The following is a 17,623-nucleotide window of genomic DNA, read 5'->3' on the forward strand; positions in this document are numbered from 1 at the left end:
CGTTTCACGACGTTACACGTTGCAATTACAGCAGGTTAGTGCTAGTTTACATCTCGAGAGGACGCCATGGTTAACAGATTTTAACGACGTGAAAGTAACGTTTCGATGGATGAACCTCAGAAAAACAGTGATGTAATGGGTGCGGCGCTTCGTGTTGAAGTGGACGCTATTCTCGTCGACCCATTGTTTACCCGCGCGCCGATTCAGTCAAAATTGCTGCTATTCTTGTGCGAGCAAGCAATTGAGGGCGATAAAAACCTTACCCAATACGCAATTGCAGTCGATGGTCTGGGAAAACCGGAAAATTACGATCTGCAGAATGACAGTTATCCGCGCGTCCAGGTGTCACGGCTCCGGTCGAATCTGGCGAATTATTACAGCCGGAATGAACCCGTTGCGGAACACTGCGCCTATATAAGGCAAGGTGATTACCGGCTGAGGCTGGGCAGCCGGAAGATGGCCTATCCCGACAGCCTTCAATCGAAAGGCGCCAAACCCGAATCGATTGAACCCAGTCAGGCCGAATCAGGCACTCCATCCCAGCCGGTACCCGCGCAATTGGCTGCGGTGGAAACGCGCAAAAAACCCTTCTTTGCCAACCGCCACTTTCTTGCCTTTGGCGCCGGGGCGATTTCGCTGGCCGCATTGGGTGTGTTGGTCGGCGCCCAGACGCAAAGGGCCAAGGCCCTTGCGCCCCCATCGATCGAGTTGAAGCTGACCGGTACCGGAGAATTCTCCGATGCGAGCGGAAGCAACGACCTGCTGACCCGGGTGGCGCGGGTTTCGCGCAATCAGCTCAATCAATCGTTCGTATCCAATCTGGCTGCTCCACAAAGCGATAGCAGCGGGGACGAAGATTACATTGTCACCGTGGATCTCGGCCAAGGGGTCTCCCGGCCCGATGCCCAGGTCACATTGCGGGCCAGCGATGACACGCTGCTATACAGTGAAACTGTCGCCTACAGGGATGACGACAGCGTGTTCCTGACCGATATTTCGGCCAGCCTGGTGTTCCTGATTGCGCCCAACGGGGTGATCGCCAAGAACGAACTTGCGCAGGTTTCGGAAGAGCCGCAGTCGCCATATCAATGTTTCATCAGTATCGAGAACAGCCGCACGCGCGGGATCGAAACCGCCAATTTGCTCGATTTCTGTATCGACAAGTTCCCGAAGGACCGGTTCGCATCGTTCTGGTATGCGCGCAAAGCCTATATGATGTACCAGTCTGAAATATTGGGTGGGAAGGAAGTGACCCGGTCAGCCGACGCGTGGAAATATGTCACTCGCGCTTTGGCGATTGATGAACACAACGCCTTCGCCAATTTCGTGGCGACCAAGGTGACCGTGGCAGAAGGGGCATGCGACAGCGCACGCGGATATATCGCCAAAGCGAAAGAGCGCGGAACCAGCTATCCGACGCTTCTTTCGGCGGCCGAAACGGAAGCCAGCGGCTGTCCGACTGACGATGCGGAGCAGACGACAGAGCATAAGCAATTGAATGCTTTGATCGCGCGAAATCCCGCCCCTGACGGATTGCTGCACACCAATATGATGCTGGCTGCACTGGCCATCGAACGGCGTGATCTGGCGGTGGAAGTTGCCGACAGGCTGATTATTTCGGAACCGGACAGCACGCTCGAGCGCACATCGACTTTGCTTCGCCGATCGATCCAGGAACCGGGATTCTACCGGAAGAACGAGGAAGAAATCCGGGATCTGGTCGCGCTATTCGTGTGGAACAAGGGCGCAAAGGACAAGATACACCGGCAATTGCGCCAAACCTGATCCTGCCGATCAGTGCGGGGCGAGCCCGGTTTCCAGACCGGTGCGATCTTCCAGAGCAAAGCGATCAAACAGATCCGCGCTGGCGGCGTTAAGCCCGACAATCCGCGTATGGCGGCCATTGCGCCGCATACGGTCGACAACCTTGTCGAGCGCTTCGATCGCCGAAATGTCCCAGAAATGCGCGCGCGACACGTCGATCACGACATGATGCGCGGCGTCTTCATATTGGCTTTCGGGGCCAAGCGCGGCGACAAAGCGGTCAACCGAAGCGAAGAAAATCTGGCCGCTGACCTGATAGACCGCGCTGTGTTCGCGCCGGACGCGTTCGACGCTGAACATTGTCCGTACTTTTCCGGCGAAGAATATGCCCGACAGCAGCACACCGACGAGCACGCCCATGGCCAGATCGTGGGTCCACACGACCACCACAACCGTCGCCAGCATAACCACCGATGATGTTGGCGGGTGACGTTTGATATTGGCGATGGAGTTCCAGCTGAAAGTGCCAATCGACACCATGATCATCACTGCCACAAGGGCAGGCATCGGCACATTGCCGACATAGGGGCCGAGCACGGTCAGCAGGAACAGCAGGAATGCGCCCGCGGTAAAGGTCGACAAGCGGCCGCGACCGCCGGAGGCAACGTTGATGACCGACTGGCCGATCATCGCGCAGCCGCCCATGCCGCCAAAAAATGCGGCAACCACATTGGCAACGCCCTGCCCCGCGCTTTCTTTCTGCTTGTTGCTGTCCGTATGCGTCATGTCGTCTACAATCTGCGCAGTCAGCAGGCTTTCAAGCAGACCCACCGCCGCCATCGTCAGCGAGTATGGCAGGATGATGGTGAGCGTTTCCCAGGTGAACGGAACATCGGGAACCGCGAATGTCGGCAGGCCATCGGGCAGCTTGCCCTCGCCCGCGACATTGTTGACCGGCAGGTTCCAGAACACCGTCGCCGCGGTCAGCAGGACAATCGCGACCAGCGGGCTTGGCACCGCTTTGGTGAGGCGCGGGAAGCCGTAAATGATCGCCAGCCCCGCTGCGACCATTGCGTAGGTTTCCCAACCGACGCCCGTCAGCTGCGGGATCTGCGCGATGAAAATCAGAATGGCCAGCGCGTTGACGAAGCCGGTGATCACACTGCGCGAGACAAATTGCATCAGCAGGTCGAGCCGCAGCAGCGCCGCAATGCCCTGAATGATGCCCATCAGGATCGTCGCGGCGAAGAGATATTCGACGCCGTGATCCTTGACCAGCGGGATCACCACCACCGCGACAGCCGCGGTTGCGGCAGAGATCATGCCCGGCCGGCCGCCAACCAGCGCGATCACCATTGCTATCGCCACCGAAGCATAGAGCCCGACGCTGGGGTCCACACCCGCAATCAGCGAGAAACCGATTGCCTCGGGAATGAGCGCGAGCGCGACTACGATGCCGGCAAGGATATCGGCGCGGATATTGCCCAGCCAATCGCGTTTCATTGTGGCAACAAGCGTGCTGTCGGCGGCCATATCATCTTCCAAATACAAGTGGGGCACGCAGCGCATGCAAGGGATGCCGCGCCCCCTATCGGCTTATGCTGCAATGCACAACAGCCGCGAATTGACACGCTTGGCAGCGGCGATACACCTTTGCCGCCACAGGAGATTTCATGACCATCCGCAAAATTGCCCTTACCTCCGCCGCAGCTCTGCTCGCTGTCACTGCAATGCCCGCTGCTGCGCGCCCCGATACGCCGGAGGCGACACCGGTTGCATCAGCCGAGGCCGATGCGACGCTGATCGCGCTTTACGAAGACTATTCGCGCTGGGTGGACGATGAATTTGGCAATGGTCTTCCCTCGGTTACGCCCGAAACACACACCGCAAATTTGGCCAAGGTCAGCGGGTTTCTTGCGCGGCTGGACGCCATTGATCCGGCGCTGTTGTCTGACGATGAGCGGGTCAATGCCGCGGTGCTGCGCAGCGTATTGGTCGAACAGATCGAAGATGCGCGGTATCGCGAATGGGAAATGCCGTTTGATAGCGATTCCAATTTCTGGAGCTATCTCGCCCCGCGCGGCGGATTCCAGTCGGTCGAGGAATACCAGAACCATATCTCCCGGATGCGCGACATTCCGCGCTATTTCGCCGAACATACCGACAATGCCCGCGCGGGGCTGGAACGCGGATTTTCGGTGCCGCGGGTGACTTTGGAAGGCCGCGCGGACTCGCTCATCCCCTTCACCAGTGAAGATATGGGCGTGAACCCGTTCTGGGCGGCTTTCGAAAATATTCCCGGCAACATTCCGGAAAGCGAACGCGACCGGCTGCGGAAGGAAGGCGAAGCGGCCATACTGGAAGCGGTCGTCCCCGCCTATCAGGCGCTGTTTACGTTTCTGACGCAGGATTACTTCCCGCATTCGCGCGAAACGCTGGCGGCGCATGCGATGCCCGATGGCGAGGCCTATTACGCGCAGCAGATTCGGCAATATACCACGCTCGATCTTTCGGCTGACGAAATCCACCAGATCGGCCTGGGCGAAGTCGCGCGGATCGAAGCGGCGATGCGCGAAATCATGGCCGAAGTCGGCTTCGAAGGCTCGATCGCCGAGTTCAACGAGAGCTTGCGCACCGATCCGCGCTTCATCGCCAAAACGCCGGACGAGCTGATGGGGGTTTCTGCCTATGTCGCCAAGCGCGTCGACGGGGAAATGGGCAAGTATTTCGGCTTCCTGCCGCGCCACCGCTTTTCGATCCGGCCGGTCGCGCCCGAAATCGCACCATTCTACACCGCCGGGCGCGGCGGGTATGAATATTGCCAGATGAACACCTATGACCTGCCCAGCCGCCCGCTCTACAATATCCCCGCGCTGACATTGCACGAATGCGCCCCGGGGCACAGTTTCCAGGCGGCGTTCCAGCGCGAGCAAGGTGGCGATGACATCCCCGCATTCCGCCGCCGCATCTATTTTTCCGGCATGGGCGAAGGATGGGGGCTTTATGCCGAATTTCTGGGCGAAGAGATGGGCATCTATCGCACGCCTTACGAAAAATTCGGGCGGCTATCCTATGAGATGTGGCGCGCCGCGCGGCTGGTGATCGACACCGGCATCCATTCACAAGGCTGGTCGCGCGATCGGGCGGTTTCCTATCTCGGTGACCGCACCGCGCTCTCGCGCCATGAGGTCGGAACAGAGATCGACCGCTATATCAGCTGGCCGGGGCAGGCGCTCGCTTACAAGCTGGGCGAAATGCAAATCCGCCGGTTGCGGATCAAGGCCGAGCAGGAATTGGGCGAGAAATTCGACATCCGCAAATTCCACGATGTCATTCTGGCACTGGGATCGGTCCCGCTGCCGGTGCTCGAACAGCGTATAGAGGCGTTTATCGCCGATGGCGGACAGGGGCTGAACGGAGTTGGGTACGAATAGCGACCCATCCACAAGTCCGGCGACATTCTTTATTGCGAATAATTATCAATATCATTAATCCTTCTCCTACCAGACGAGGAGAAATCAATGAGTCGCACCGAAAAAACCGGCCAACCGGTCCTGCTACCCAAGCCGCACGCCTGCACTGACCGGGCGATTTTGGTGATGCTGAGGCGGATGGGAGGTCACGGATTGCGCGATGCAACCGCGTGCATGCTGGCGATGCGGCATTTCGGTACCGGATTTCGCCAGCCGCTCACGCTGATGCGCTGCTTCGTCGCCGAACTCGCGCAAGGATCGCGGCGCAGCATTTCCATCGCCAATTGCTGCGGGCCGATGATGACGCAGGACGAAGCATTGGTGCTCGAATCGCTGGCGCTGTCCAATCGCAATCCCGACCGGACCATGCGCAATCTCGGAAGGCTGACGGGAAACGGCCTGGTCGGGCGCAGCTTCACCATCGCCCGCGCCATGGGCACTGCTCTCGACAATATGGGAATGCCGCTGGAAGGCTGATCAGCTGCTTAGCTGTTCTTCCATCTGGCCGAGCCGCTCTTTGCCGAAATACATTTCGTCATCGCCGCCCGAATTGACGTAAAATGTCGGGATACCAAAGGTGCCGCGCTCGACGGCATCCGATGTGTTGTCGATCAATTGCTGCTTGATCGCCGGATCCTGCGTTGCCGCCATCAGAGCCGCCCGATCGAAACCGCCCGCAGCCAGAGCCGCCCCCAAAGCCTCCGCATCATCGAGCAGCACGCCCTCTTCCCAGATCACCGGCAGCAAAGTGTCGACCAGCCTGACCCGGTCTGCGCCTTCGAGCGACAGCAGCATCCGCTGCAAAGTGACCGAATTGAATGGGAATTGCGGGTGCATTTTCCATTTGCTCAGGCCGTGCTTCTTGATGAAGCGCGTCATTTCCAGCGTGGCATAGGCAACTTTGCCTTTTACATCGGCATCGCGGATCATCGGCGGGGCATTGCCCGTCAGCTTGTGCATACCGCCCAGAAACACCGGCGTGATCACGATCGTCGCCCCGGTGCGCCGGGCAAGCTCTTTGAGCGGCTGCCACACCAGATAGGCATTGGGGCTGACAAAATCGAAAATCAGTTCGATGGTCTTGGGTGCGTTCTCGGCCATGCAGTCCTCTTAATCTTTTGGTTTGGCGAGAATATCCGAGAACGGACTGCTCACCAAACGGTCAAATTTCGCCTTGCGGATCTTGCCGCCGCTTTCGACGCGAAACAGCTCGTAACCGAGATCTTCGGTGAGAACATCATAATAGGCACGCGGATCATTGCCGCGTTCGTCGAAGAAACACGCATGCCATTCGAGCAACAGCGTGGGCCTCATCGACTGTATCGTCTTGCGTCCGCCCTTCAGCACTTGCTGTTCAAAGCCTTCAACGTCGATCTTCATGAAGTCGATCCGGGTCAGTTCCAGCTCTTCGACAATCCCGTCCAAAGTCCGCACCGGCACTTCATGCTGTGTGACTTCCTGCCCCAGCTTGTCCCGCGCATCATCGGCAATATGTTCGAGCAAAGTATTGCCGCCTTGCCGCGAACCAAATCCAAAAATGGTGGCGGTGCCGTCTTCCGCACCCGCTGCAACGCGCAGGACTTCGCAGCGATCATCGAAGCCGTTCATGGCCACCGTTTCAAACAACATCTGGCCAATCGGGGGAACCGGCTCGATGGCAACCACCCGGCCTTGCGGCCCGACGATTTGCGCGCCGATCACCGTATAGGTGCCGAAATTGGCGCCAATATCGACAAAGGTCATGCCCGGGCGCAGCATGCCGTTGATCACACTGGTCAGCGCCTCGTCAAAATAGCCATCCCTGATCAGATGCGGGAGAATCGATATATCCGCGCCCGGCACCACCATCAGATGATGATACACGGTTTCAAGCAGCACGCGCCCGTCGCCGACATAGGTTGCCGGCATGCGCCCCGCGCTATCCTTGTGAAGCTGCAATTCGTAATCCGGGTTTTCTTCCGGCTCGAAAGCGTGATCCAGAACTTTCGACCAACCCGAAAGATGCTTGGAATCGAAAGAAATCACCGGCCCGCCGCGCGCAAGCACAATGAAGACTTCATTGGCAAATGTCACTGCCAGCGCGTCAATCGCCTCCCCCAGCCTCTGCGGCGGTATCTCGACAATCAGCCCCTTGTGAATGATCAGCACGTCGACCTTATCAATCGCGGGGAACCGGTCATATGTTCCGGCGAGCGAAAGATGCGGTTCGAATTCGGGCTTGGCAACAATCGCGCCTTCCGCAAACCCGAGCGCGTGAACATGCTCGACAACATCGGCCCAATATTTGTGCAGCACTTCGGGCATTTCGTGTTCGACTCCTTGATCCGCGAAATTGGCGGCTGATGTGATCTTTTAAAAAGCTAAACCCCGCCGGCTTTCAGCGCCTGATCCATATCCTCGATCAGATCCTGCACGTCTTCCAAGCCGACATTGATCCGTAGCATGCCTTCATGCACGCCCATGGCGGCGCGGTCTTCTTCGCTCATCCCGGCATGGGTGGTGCTGGCTGGATGGCACATCAGGCTGCGCGCATCGCCGATATTGTTGCTGATATCGATCAGTTGCAACGCGTCGAGAATGGTATGGGCCTGCTGTCGCCCTTCCAACACGAAGCTGAATATCGGGCCGCAGGCATCCATCTGTTTCTGCGCCAGATCATGGGCCGGATGGCTGGGCAGCCCCGGATGCAGGATTGTGCCGCCTGCGCCGACGATCCGTTCTTCCATGAATTGCCCCAGCTTCAGCGCATTTTCGCTCTGCTTGTGCGCGCGCAGGCCCAGCGTTTCGAGCCCTTTGAGGACGACCCACGCATTGAATGGCGCGATGTTGGGGCCGGTGTTGCGCTGGAACGGCAGCAGCGTTTCATTGATGAATTCCTCTGATCCGCACACCGCCCCGGCGAGCACTCTGCCCTGCCCGTCCATCAGCTTGGTCGCGGAATAGGCCACCACATCCGCGCCGAATTCCATCGGGCGCTGGAGCGCAGAGGTGCAAAACGCGTTGTCGACCACGGTGGTGATCCCATGCGCCGTTGCCAGCTTGCAGACATAATCCATATCGACCACGTCGAGCGTGGGATTGGCGGGGCTTTCGAAGAAGAACACCTTGGTGTTGGGGCGGATTGCCTTGTCCCATTCTTCGTTCACCGCGCTGTCGATCACGGTGGTTTCGATCCCGAAACGCGGCAGCAGATGATCAACCAGCCAGCGGCACGATCCGAAAGCCGCACGCGCTGCAACGCAATGATCGCCCGCCGAAAGCTGGCACAGCAAGGCCGCGGTCATCGCCGCCATACCGCTGGCTTGCGCGCGGCAGGCCTGTGCGCCTTCCATCAAGGCAATCCGTTCTTCCAGCATCGCCACGGTCGGGTTCTGCAGACGCGAATAGGTCATCCCGTCTTCTTCGCCCGCGAAACGCGCGGCGACGGTCGCCGCATCATCATACGTATAGCCGGAAGTGAGGAACAACGCCTCGCTGGTTTCGCCATGCTCGCTGCGCCAGGTGCCGCCGCGCACAGCCTGCGTGGCAGGGCGCCATTTCTGCGTGATCGAGCGGTCGGTTCCTGTGGTTTTCTTCATGCGGTCGTTTCTTGGGCCTGTTTTTCCAGCGAGTTGCGCGGTTTAGGCAGAGTGCGACCAATCGGCAAGCAAGCAGTGGCTTACCGGCGCCAACCCCGGCTCAACCCGCGGCGCGCAACAGGCTGGCCTTCGCGGCAAAATTGTTGGAAAGCCGCTCCACACTTCAAACGCGAAAGCCGAACCTATGACTGCTATCCAATCGCTTACCGCCTATCAGATCCTTGCCGCTGCGGGCCTGATCGTGATCCTGCCTGTCGCAATCTATCTGGCGATGACCGCGAAACTGCGCGAAAGCGCGCTGGTGGCGGCCGCCATCTCTGCCGGTTTTGCCGCATTCACCGCGGTCACAATCTGGGCCGAAGGGGTGATGCCGGTGATCATCAATCACACGACAAATCTGTGGGGTGTGCAGGTCTGGTATGATTTGCTGATCGCGGTGATGATTGCGCTGCTGTTCGTGGTTCCGCGCGCGCGCAAAGTGAATATGATGGTGCCGGTCTGGGTGCTGTTTGTGGCCTCTACCGCCAGTATCGGATTGCTGGCGATGGTCGCGCGCCTGTTCTGGCTGGAGCAACGCGGCGAAAGCGCGGCTGCCGCAAGCGATCCCGCGAAATCCAGCTAGGCCGCTTCGCCGGTATGCGGATGCGGCTGACGCGTCTCGTCAGCATCGCTTTCCAGATCGAAGCGGCGCCATTCACCCAGCTCGCGAATCATCGGTTCGCGGCATTGCGTGCATTTGGTGCGAAAGTTTCTGCCGTCATGCCACACGCGATTGCGGTTAACGCGGTGGCCGGTCACCATACAAAACAACGACTTGATCACAATTGACTCCCTTTGCTGGCGACCCGGGACATCAAACACTTGAACTGTTGAGTTATTATCTGTCGATTTTACAAAATGAACTATAGCATAAATGCGTCAATCTTGGGTCAGAAAAATTTTACAAATTTCAAATGAAGCACGATCTTGCCCGGATCGGCGCGCGGCATTAACCAGCGGATGATGGCTCACGCGCAGGAAATCCGAAACGATCCAAAGGTTTGGACCTATCTCCTGTGCGCCGGGTTCCTCGCGCTTTGTCTGGTAAGAATAGGTATTCCGTCGGCCCCCTATTTTGACGAAGTGCATTACATACCGGCGGCCAAGGCACTGCTCGCCGATGGTGAATGGCTCAACCGCGAACATCCGGTTTTCGGCAAGCAGCTGATCGCGGCGGGAATTGCATTGTTTGGCGACACGCCGCTTGGCTGGCGGATTATGTCGGCCCTGTCGGGAACGCTGGCATTATTCGCCGCGATGCGGGCGCTGTGGTTTGCCAGCCAATCGCGCTTTGCCAGCATCGCATTCGGGATCCTGCTCGCAAGCGGGTTCTTCCTGTTTGTGCATGCGCAGATCGCCATGCTCGACATCTTTATGGTGGCCTTTTTCATGGTCGCGCTGTGGCACTGCGCTGCCGGTGTCAGAGAGCCGGAGACGGGGCGCTGGCGGCTCGCCATCGCGGGCGTCGCGCTGGGGCTGGCGATGGGATCGAAATGGAATGTGGTGTTTCTGGCGATGCTGCCCGGCCTCGCCTTTCTGGCCTGCCGGATGACCGCGGGGCGGCGGCGCTTGCTGACCAGCCAGCGCGGCATTCCGGTGCCGGGCATTTCCCTGATCGAAGCCGGTGTGTGGCTGGGGCTGGTTCCGCTGTTTGTCTATTGGCTGACATTCCTGCCCGCCTATTGGGCGCCGTATAAACCGCTCGAATGGGGTGGGTTTATTGCCCTGCACGCGAATATTCTGGAGCTGCAGGGCTCGGTCAAAAACCCGCATACCTATCAAAGCAACTGGACCGATTGGGTGCTCAATATCCGCGCGATCTGGTATCTTTATGAACCCGCCGACGGGGCGCAGCGCGGAGTGATGCTGATCGGCAATCCGTTGACCATGCTGCTCGGGCTTCCGGCGCTGGCGTGGTGCGCCTTTGCCGGCCTGCTGCGCAAACGCTGGGACGCTCTTGCCGTGGCGGTCCTTTATGCCGCCGCGCTGGGCATGTGGATCGTGGTCAACAAGCCGATCCAGTTTTACTACCACTATTTCCTGCCCAGCATTTTCCTGCTCGCCGCGCTTGCCCTCGCGCTGGACGAATTTTGGAAACGCGGCCGCCGCTGGCCCCCCTATAGTGTGCTGGCAGCAAGCGTAGCACTGTTCGTGTGGTTCTATCCGATCCTCAGCGCAGCCGAACTCAAGGGGCCGCGATCCTTTGCCGTTTGGACATGGCTGTATAGCTGGCGCTAGGCGCGCTTGCGCCAGAAATACTCGCCGAAGGCAGCGATAATCGCGCCCAAAGATGCCAGCGCCATGTCTTTCTGCGCATCCCAGATATCGCCTTGCTGGCCGTTATAGGCATCGGCTTCGGCAGAGGCCAAAGCCAGCGTCAGCATCCATTCGAACACTTCGTACAGCGCGCTTGCGGCGATGATAAATTCCGCCGCGACATAGAGCGCGCGCTTGGGCGTAACGCCGAATTGATGTTCCAGCATCTGCGCGAAAGGATGGACCAGCAGCGCACCGAACGCGAAATGCACCAACCGGTCATAATGATTGCGTTCCCACCCGAAAATCTCGCTCAGCCCGGGAAGGCCAATCGCATTGACCCACGCATCATAAGGCACATAGGAATAGATATAGCGCGCACCGATCGAATGCAGCGCCAGAAACAGGCAGAAACACGCCACCGCGCTGGTCGGCAATGGCCATTTGCGCAACGCAAAGAATGCCGCGATCAGCACCAGTATAGTGGGGATGGTCTGGAGCGGCGCCTGGGCGGGATAGAGCGGGTTGATCTGCGTCCCCGCCGCCAACACAATCGATCCCAGGATCAGCCAGAACTGGCGCGACGGCAGGCCCCCGATCATTGCCTAATACCTCCCCCAGACAAACTTGCTCGACAGCGCATAATTCCACACCGCCCCGATGATGATACCCGCTAAGGCGGCAATCGCCCAATTGGCCCCGCGCGCTTCCAGCAAAGTCGCCGCCGCGACATTGGCAAATGCTCCCACCGAACAGGTCAGGCAGAAACCGATCCAGCCCTTGGTAACAGCCGCCCAACCCCGCAACCGCCGGTCGCGGTAAGTCAGCCAGTTGTTGAGCCAGAAATTGAAGCTCATCGCCACGAAAGTCGCAATGATTGTCGCGAGCGCAAAGCTGCGCCCTGCGGTCAGGAACAGCATGGACAATACCGCAAAATGCACACCCACGCCCAGCGCGCCGACGGTTCCGAACAGGGCAAACCGGGTCGGGATCAAACGCCCGAAACTGCGATCATACAGCCCCACCAGAAATTCAAACGCGACCGCGCGGTCGAGCTTGCTTTCGCCCGACAGCCGTTTGGCAAATTGCAAAGGAAATTCACGCACGCGCAAAGACGGATTGGACGCCGAGAGAATATCGAGCAGGATCTTGAACCCAATGCCCGAAAGCGACGGGGCCAGTTGCCGCAGGCGCTGCGTTTCGATCAGAAAAAACCCGCTCATCGGATCGCTCAAGGTCACGCCGGTGATCCGCCGTGCGATCCGGTTGGCCCAGCCGGAGGCTTGCTCGCGCCGGGCATTGTCCAACCCCGCGGCGCTTCCCCCTTCGGCAAAGCGCGACGCAACCGCAATATCGCATTCCCCGGTCTGAACGGCGGCCAGCATATCGGGCAGCAAGGCCGGATCGTGCTGATGATCGGCATCCATCACCGCCACAAAAGGTGCAGCGGTGGCGCACATCCCCTCAATCGCGGCAGAGGCCAGCCCGCGTCTGCCGATCCGCTGGATCACGCGGATTCGCGGGTCCGCATGCGCCAATTCGCGCGCCGCATCGGCGGTGCCATCATCGCTGTTGTCATCGACAATGATCGCTTCCCAGCCATCGGCGCCCAATGCCTGTTCAATCCGCGCAACCAATGGCGCCAGATTGTCGCGCTCGTTAAGCGTGGGGAGGATGATGGCGAGGTTTAGGGTCAAAGCCGCGCGAGCACCGCATCGCCAATCGCGACGGTGCCCAGGTCTCCCCCCAGATCACCGCCACGCACACCATCTGCAAGAGCTTTCGACACCGCATCTTCAACCCGCGCTGCCTGATCTTCCAATCCGAACGAATGGCGCAGCATCATCGCGACCGACAGGATCGTTGCCATCGGGTTGGCAAGCCCCTGCCCGGCAATATCGGGCGCGCTACCATGGATCGGTTCGTACAATCCGAAAGTGCCAAATTCGGTCTGCCGCTCACCCAATGACGCACTGGCCAGCAAGCCGATCGAACCGACGCACATGCTCGCCAGATCGGACAGAATATCGCCGAACAGATTGCCGGTCAGCACGACATCGAACTGCCCGGGATTTTTGACCAGCTGCATCGCGGCATTGTCGACATACATATGCGTCAGCTCGACATCGCCATACTCTGCGGCAACTTCGCTAACCACATCGCGCCATAGCTGGCTGGTCTCCAGCACATTGGCCTTGTCCACGCTGCACAGTTTCGCGCCCCGCTTTTGAGCGGCCTGAAAACCCGTATGCGCAATCCGGCGGACTTCGCTTGTCGAATAGGACATCATGTCCCACCCCTCGCGCTGACCATCGGCAGTTTCGCGCATGCCCTTGTCACCGAAATAGACGTCCCCATTGAGCTCACGGATGATCAGCAAATCGATGCTGCGCGCCAATTCGGGCTTGAGGCCGGACATCTCTTCCAAACCCCGGAACACGGTGGCCGGACGCAAATTGGCAAACAGACCCAGCTCTGCGCGCAGCCCCAGCACCGCTTGCTCCGGCCGCAAATGGCGTTCCAGATTGTCGCAAGACGGATCGCCCACCGCGCCGAACAGCACCGCGTCGCTGGCCCGCGCCATCTCAAGCGTTTCGGCGGGCAGCGGATGGCCGTGGCGTTCATAGGCAATCGCGCCAACATCGCCTTCAAACAGGGTCAGCCCCGGCAGACCGAGCGCCTCCAGCACGCGCACTGCCTCGCGCGTTACTTCTGCACCGATACCGTCGCCCGGGAATACCGCAATTTTCATGAGATCAATCTGTCCGCCAATTATCAGCCATCAATTTTCGCCAGCCGCTCTCTCAGCAGCACCCGGGCGGACATAACATCGCCATAAGTGCCAGCAAGCAAGTGTTTCTCTATCGGCGTAAACAATCGGTCGAAGGCGGTCAGCGCGGCAGCGAAATCGGGCAGATCGGGCGGTCGCCCACCGCCATATCCCAATTCGCGCAGCATCAGCGTTTCATAGCTGACCAGGGCGCTGAGCCATCCGCGCGCAGAGGGCGCACCGCAAATCGCATCAAGCACCGCTTTTAATGCCGGATAGAGGCTGGGATAGGCATTGCGCTCTGGCAAAACAGAGGCGGTGAGCGAAGTCACCCAGCTGATCGCGGCGGCCGGCAAGGGTTCGCTCAGCCACGGCCCGCGGCTTTCAACCAGTTCGAGCTTTGCAAAAGGTAGTTGGTTCTCCGATTTCGATCGCAGATCAATTTCGACCAGATTGCCCGGTATAACCACCGGCCGCATCTGCCTGCCGCGCCCGCCCGCAACATAGCCAGCCACCAGCCCTTCGCGCTCTGTCAACATCCGCGCGATCACCGCTGTTTCACCGTGAGCCCGGGCCGAAACAAGGATAGCTGGTGCGCGGAGATTCATCACGCTCCTCTACCCGTTTCGTCATTCCTGCGGAAGCGGGAACCTAGGACGGCTTGCCGCTGCGCTGCTCTGCTCTGGATCCCCGCTTTCGCGGGGATGACGGGAAGTGCGTTTACTTGGCCAGCTTGGCTTCGATTTGGGCTTCAAGCTGTGCAAGACGCTCGGCAAGTTTTTCGTTTTCTTCGCGTGCCTTGGCCGCCATATCTTTGACCGCGTCGAATTCCTCGCGGCTGACGAAATCCATCCCGCCCATGGCTTCCTTCACACGCTCACGCGCGCTTTCGCGGGCTTCGCGGGTCATTCCCGCAAAAGTGCCTGCAGCGCTGTTGGCGATTTTCACGAAGTCGGCGATCAGGGGGTTCTGGCTTTGCATCCGCTCCCTTTGGGATCGGATGCCGTTTTTGTCCAGTCCCCCAGTCGGCGGAGAATTTTGTTTAGACCCTCAGTCGCCGGGCGCTGGCCATCCGGCCAGCTTGGCTACCTCGCATAAGCTCGGGCGGCCGGTCGGCCTTGCGGTCAGCTAGTCGCTGACCGGATCAGCGCAATGCGGAAATGGCCGGGAATGGTCCGGTCCGCCATCGGACGGACCGCAAGCGCGACTGCGCGCCCGCAGCGAAGCGACCGTCAGGGAGCGAAAGCGAGGATAGCCAAGGGAGCGGATGCGACCGCCGGCGCTTGAGGCTAAAACAAGAAACCCTCAAAACTCGATCCGCTGGACCGCTTGCGTCGTTTCCTGCCCATCCGCGTCGGGATTAAGCTTCAGGAATTCGTAATTGAGCAGCGTCGCGAAGCACAGCCATGCGAGGTAGGGCACCAGCATCAGCGCCGCCAATTGCCGCACGCGCCAGAACAGGGCGATTACGATGATCGCGGTGACCACCGCTGCGATCAGCACGTAAAGCCCATAGGTCATTTGGTAAGCGCCAAAGAAAACGGCTGTCCAGGATTGCGCCAGCAGGAAGTGCAGGACGAAGACGACAAGCGCGGCTTTGCGCCCCCTTGCCCCCCACGCCGCGCAGACCAGCGCCACCGCCAGCCCGATCATCACGAACAAAATGCTCCATACGATCCCGAACCATTTTGGCTCTGGGAAAATATCCGGCTTGGTCAGGCTCTGGAACCACAAGCTGTCCGGACTGCCGCCGATTTGCCCCGCCAGAAAGCCGATCAGCAAGCAGGCTGGCACAGTGAACAGCGCCCAGCGGAAGAAGCTGGCGCGGAGCTGACCCTTGGAAGCGAGAACGTTCATGCAAAGTCCCGATTAAATGTGCCGAAACCGATTCGACCTGATCGGACATTGGCGGCACATGCCGCGCGCTGCAATGGGGTGATGCCGGTTGTACCGCGTTGGGAAGGTCAGCCGCCCTGTGCCGCGCTTCGTCTGGCCGCAACCAGAAACTCGACATTGCCTTCCGGTCCGGTGATCGGGCTGCGCACGATGCCATCGACCAGCCACCCGTCGCCGGTCAGCCAATCGCGCACTTCGCCGCAAACCCGCTCGTGCAAGGCCTCGTCGCGGACCACCCCGCCTTTGCCGACTTCTTCGCGCCGGACCTCGAATTGCGGTTTGATCAAAGCCACCAGCCGGCACTCCGGCTCGGCCAGCTCGAGCGGCACTTCGAGCACTTTGCGCAGGCCAATGAAGGACGCATCGCACACCACCCAATTGTATGGATGCGTGATCATGTCGGGGGTCAAAATCCGCGCGCTGGTCTGTTCCAGAACGGTCACCCGGTCATCATCGCGCAGCTTCCACGCGAGCTGGTTGGTGCCGCTGTCCACCGCGATCACATGGCTGGCCCCGCCTTGCAGCAGCACATCGGTGAAACCGCCGGTCGAGCTGCCGACATCCATCGCGGTTACGCCGCTTGGATCGAGCCCGAAATGCTCGATTGCATGCGCCAGTTTGATCCCTCCGCGGCTGACCCAGGGATGATCGCGACCGCGCACTTCGAGCGGTGCGTCTTCGGGCAATTGCTGGCCCGATTTGGCCATTTTTGTCTCGCCCGAAAAGACCAGCCCGGCCATCACCAGCGCCTGCGCGCGGGTGCGGCTTTCCACCAGCCCGCGTTCGACAAGCATTTGATCAAGGCGTCTTTTCTTCGGCATAATTCCGCTTAAGCAATGGACCCCGATGCCGTTAGCGCGCATTGTAGACAGAAGAAACCGATTCCCGCTGAAACCTCGCCGGAGATAATGTGAAGAAACTGCGTGCCCTTGCCACTGTTCCCGTACTTCTGGCCGCGTGCTGCGCGCCCGCGCCGGAACCTGCTCCGCCACCGGTGGTAACGCAGCCAGCACCGACCCCGAGCCCCACACCGCCGCCGGTGGTTTCCGAACCGGAATTTGAAAACTGGCTCGACGCGCCGCAGACGCTTGGTGACTGGACCTATCGCGACGGAACCGGGCTCAGCTACGCGACTTTCAGCGCGAATGGCGAGCCTGCCCGCTTCGGTATTGAATGCGCCAAATCCACGCGCACGATCCATCTCGTTCGCGGGTCGCGGCTGACCCAGACTGTGCCGATGCGCATCCGCACCGAAACCGCACAGCGGCTGGTCAATGCGCAGCCATCGTCCGACGGGCGGCCCATTCTGCGCGCGACGCTTCCGGCGAACGACCGCTTGCTCGATGCGATCGCGCTCAGCCGGGGGCGTTTTGCGGTTGAAACGGGCGGAATGGAGACGCTTTATCTGCCCGCCTGGCCGGAAATTACGCGTGTGATTGAGGATTGCCGATAGAGGCGCCAACGCCGCTTTTCGGAGCGCGTGATTGTGACGTGGAAAAAGATAAAATCAACACTTGTTTTGCGCTTCAAAACGAATCAAACATGCCCTCAAGGCCAGCGGCGAACGCGGGTCTTGGACCAGCCGGTGATAGGCAGGTTCTGGCTTTCAAGCGCGAAAGGAGGTGATCCGATGTCTCATGGTTCAATTAAGGGGTCGGTTAAGTTCCACACGGGAAATACTCTGGTCTAACGCCATATAGAGTTTTCGTGGACGGCACTTCTGGCCGTTGACCATGACAGGGCGATCCTCCCACGGGCGAGGGTCGCCCTTCTTGGTTTTTTGATTGGCCTCAAGCGCCGGAGAGTCTTTTGGTTTTTGGCCCCTCAATCGCCGGAGAGTCTTTTGT

At 59.6% G+C, this 17,623-nt stretch carries 18 protein-coding genes; 6 read left to right on the forward strand and 12 right to left on the reverse strand.

Features of this window, described 5'->3' with window-relative positions; translation table 11 throughout:
- Positions 1-105: 105 nt before the first annotated feature.
- On the forward strand, positions 106-1,785 hold the full coding sequence (locus GRI41_RS07475; protein WP_160604108.1) for a hypothetical protein: 1,680 nt from the start codon (positions 106-108) through the stop codon (positions 1,783-1,785).
- A 9-nt stretch (positions 1,786-1,794) separates the two neighbouring features.
- On the opposite strand, the gene GRI41_RS07480 is transcribed toward GRI41_RS07475, so the two are convergent.
- A complete protein-coding gene (locus GRI41_RS07480) occupies positions 1,795-3,297 on the reverse strand; it encodes a SulP family inorganic anion transporter (RefSeq protein WP_160604110.1) in 1,503 nt (500 codons plus the stop codon).
- Positions 3,298-3,437: 140 nt separating this feature from the next.
- On the opposite strand from GRI41_RS07480, the gene GRI41_RS07485 reads away from it, so the two are divergent.
- Positions 3,438-5,198 (forward strand): DUF885 domain-containing protein, encoded by a 1,761-nt coding sequence (locus GRI41_RS07485; RefSeq protein ID WP_160604111.1) that lies wholly within the window; start codon positions 3,438-3,440, stop codon positions 5,196-5,198.
- Positions 5,199-5,285: 87 nt separating this feature from the next.
- Positions 5,286-5,714 (forward strand): DUF6628 family protein, encoded by a 429-nt coding sequence (locus GRI41_RS07490; RefSeq protein WP_160604114.1) that lies wholly within the window; start codon positions 5,286-5,288, stop codon positions 5,712-5,714.
- Here GRI41_RS07490 and GRI41_RS07495 read toward each other — a convergent pair whose 3' ends face one another.
- Genes GRI41_RS07495 through GRI41_RS07505 form a run of 3 tightly spaced genes read right to left on the reverse strand, consistent with a single transcriptional unit; the run spans position 5,715 to position 8,815 of the window.
- A complete protein-coding gene (locus GRI41_RS07495) occupies positions 5,715-6,338 on the reverse strand; it encodes a 2-hydroxychromene-2-carboxylate isomerase (RefSeq protein ID WP_160604116.1) in 624 nt (207 codons plus the stop codon).
- 9 nt (positions 6,339-6,347) lie between these two features.
- Entirely contained in the window at positions 6,348-7,541 is a 1,194-nt protein-coding gene (locus GRI41_RS07500) for an FkbM family methyltransferase (RefSeq protein WP_160604118.1), read from the reverse strand.
- Positions 7,542-7,597: 56 nt separating this feature from the next.
- A complete protein-coding gene (locus GRI41_RS07505) occupies positions 7,598-8,815 on the reverse strand; it encodes a trans-sulfuration enzyme family protein (RefSeq protein WP_160604120.1) in 1,218 nt (405 codons plus the stop codon).
- Between the two features lie 184 nt (positions 8,816-8,999).
- On the opposite strand from GRI41_RS07505, the gene GRI41_RS07510 reads away from it, so the two are divergent.
- Positions 9,000-9,437 carry a hypothetical protein gene (locus GRI41_RS07510; protein WP_235901088.1) on the forward strand — a complete coding sequence of 146 codons (438 nt, stop codon included), beginning with the start codon at positions 9,000-9,002 and terminating at the stop codon, positions 9,435-9,437.
- Here GRI41_RS07510 and GRI41_RS07515 read toward each other — a convergent pair.
- Positions 9,434-9,637 (reverse strand): hypothetical protein, encoded by a 204-nt coding sequence (locus tag GRI41_RS07515; RefSeq protein ID WP_160604122.1) that lies wholly within the window; start codon positions 9,635-9,637, stop codon positions 9,434-9,436. The genes GRI41_RS07510 and GRI41_RS07515 overlap by 4 nt on opposite strands.
- A gap of 177 nt (positions 9,638-9,814) precedes the next feature.
- On the opposite strand from GRI41_RS07515, the gene GRI41_RS07520 reads away from it, so the two are divergent.
- Positions 9,815-11,092, forward strand: coding sequence for a phospholipid carrier-dependent glycosyltransferase (locus GRI41_RS07520; protein WP_328600526.1), 1,278 nt, complete (start codon positions 9,815-9,817; stop codon positions 11,090-11,092).
- On the opposite strand, the gene GRI41_RS07525 is transcribed toward GRI41_RS07520, so the two are convergent.
- From GRI41_RS07525 to GRI41_RS07555, 7 genes are all read right to left on the reverse strand, one after another.
- Positions 11,089-11,712: a DUF2238 domain-containing protein gene (locus tag GRI41_RS07525; RefSeq protein ID WP_160604124.1), complete on the reverse strand. Its 624-nt coding sequence runs from the start codon at positions 11,710-11,712 to the stop codon at positions 11,089-11,091. The genes GRI41_RS07520 and GRI41_RS07525 overlap by 4 nt on opposite strands.
- A gap of 3 nt (positions 11,713-11,715) precedes the next feature.
- Positions 11,716-12,807 (reverse strand): glycosyltransferase family 2 protein, encoded by a 1,092-nt coding sequence (locus GRI41_RS07530; protein ID WP_160604126.1) that lies wholly within the window; start codon positions 12,805-12,807, stop codon positions 11,716-11,718.
- A complete protein-coding gene (gene leuB / locus GRI41_RS07535; protein WP_160604128.1) occupies positions 12,804-13,862 on the reverse strand; it encodes a 3-isopropylmalate dehydrogenase in 1,059 nt (352 codons plus the stop codon). Before leuB ends, GRI41_RS07530 begins: the two co-directional genes overlap by 4 nt.
- A gap of 23 nt (positions 13,863-13,885) precedes the next feature.
- Positions 13,886-14,488, reverse strand: coding sequence for a DNA repair protein RecO (gene recO, locus GRI41_RS07540; protein WP_160604685.1), 603 nt, complete (start codon positions 14,486-14,488; stop codon positions 13,886-13,888).
- A 112-nt stretch (positions 14,489-14,600) separates the two neighbouring features.
- Complete coding sequence (locus GRI41_RS07545; protein WP_160604130.1) at positions 14,601-14,861, reverse strand: accessory factor UbiK family protein; 261 nt, start codon at positions 14,859-14,861, stop codon at positions 14,601-14,603.
- Between the two features lie 324 nt (positions 14,862-15,185).
- Positions 15,186-15,737 carry a TspO/MBR family protein gene (locus GRI41_RS07550; RefSeq protein WP_160604132.1) on the reverse strand — a complete coding sequence of 184 codons (552 nt, stop codon included), beginning with the start codon at positions 15,735-15,737 and terminating at the stop codon, positions 15,186-15,188.
- A 107-nt stretch (positions 15,738-15,844) separates the two neighbouring features.
- Positions 15,845-16,597, reverse strand: coding sequence for a TlyA family RNA methyltransferase (locus GRI41_RS07555; protein WP_160604133.1), 753 nt, complete (start codon positions 16,595-16,597; stop codon positions 15,845-15,847).
- An 89-nt stretch (positions 16,598-16,686) separates the two neighbouring features.
- Between GRI41_RS07555 and GRI41_RS07560 the strand changes: the two genes are divergently transcribed.
- Positions 16,687-17,229, forward strand: coding sequence for a hypothetical protein (locus GRI41_RS07560; RefSeq protein WP_160604134.1), 543 nt, complete (start codon positions 16,687-16,689; stop codon positions 17,227-17,229).
- The last annotated feature ends 394 nt before the right edge of the window (positions 17,230-17,623 follow it).

Source organism: Pontixanthobacter aquaemixtae, from assembly GCF_009827395.1.
Taxonomy (GTDB): domain Bacteria; phylum Pseudomonadota; class Alphaproteobacteria; order Sphingomonadales; family Sphingomonadaceae; genus Pontixanthobacter; species Pontixanthobacter aquaemixtae.

Excerpts from the sequence above, each read along its gene's own strand:
- leuB (WP_160604128.1), bottom strand. The coding sequence starts at position 13,862 with ATGAAAATTGCGGTATTCCCGGGCGACGGTATCGGTGCAGAAGTAACG.
- GRI41_RS07545 (WP_160604130.1), bottom strand. The coding sequence starts at position 14,861 with ATGCAAAGCCAGAACCCCCTGATCGCCGACTTCGTGAAAATCGCCAAC.
- GRI41_RS07550 (WP_160604132.1), bottom strand. The coding sequence starts at position 15,737 with ATGAACGTTCTCGCTTCCAAGGGTCAGCTCCGCGCCAGCTTCTTCCGC.
- GRI41_RS07480 (WP_160604110.1), bottom strand. The coding sequence starts at position 3,297 with ATGGCCGCCGACAGCACGCTTGTTGCCACAATGAAACGCGATTGGCTG.
- GRI41_RS07495 (WP_160604116.1), bottom strand. The coding sequence starts at position 6,338 with ATGGCCGAGAACGCACCCAAGACCATCGAACTGATTTTCGATTTTGTC.
- GRI41_RS07520 (WP_328600526.1), top strand. The coding sequence starts at position 9,815 with ATGATGGCTCACGCGCAGGAAATCCGAAACGATCCAAAGGTTTGGACC.
- recO (WP_160604685.1), bottom strand. The coding sequence starts at position 14,488 with ATGAATCTCCGCGCACCAGCTATCCTTGTTTCGGCCCGGGCTCACGGT.
- GRI41_RS07475 (WP_160604108.1), top strand. The coding sequence starts at position 106 with ATGGATGAACCTCAGAAAAACAGTGATGTAATGGGTGCGGCGCTTCGT.
- GRI41_RS07555 (WP_160604133.1), bottom strand. The coding sequence starts at position 16,597 with ATGCCGAAGAAAAGACGCCTTGATCAAATGCTTGTCGAACGCGGGCTG.
- GRI41_RS07490 (WP_160604114.1), top strand. The coding sequence starts at position 5,286 with ATGAGTCGCACCGAAAAAACCGGCCAACCGGTCCTGCTACCCAAGCCG.
- GRI41_RS07505 (WP_160604120.1), bottom strand. The coding sequence starts at position 8,815 with ATGAAGAAAACCACAGGAACCGACCGCTCGATCACGCAGAAATGGCGC.
- GRI41_RS07485 (WP_160604111.1), top strand. The coding sequence starts at position 3,438 with ATGACCATCCGCAAAATTGCCCTTACCTCCGCCGCAGCTCTGCTCGCT.
- GRI41_RS07510 (WP_235901088.1), top strand. The coding sequence starts at position 9,000 with ATGACTGCTATCCAATCGCTTACCGCCTATCAGATCCTTGCCGCTGCG.
- GRI41_RS07500 (WP_160604118.1), bottom strand. The coding sequence starts at position 7,541 with ATGCCCGAAGTGCTGCACAAATATTGGGCCGATGTTGTCGAGCATGTT.
- GRI41_RS07525 (WP_160604124.1), bottom strand. The coding sequence starts at position 11,712 with ATGATCGGGGGCCTGCCGTCGCGCCAGTTCTGGCTGATCCTGGGATCG.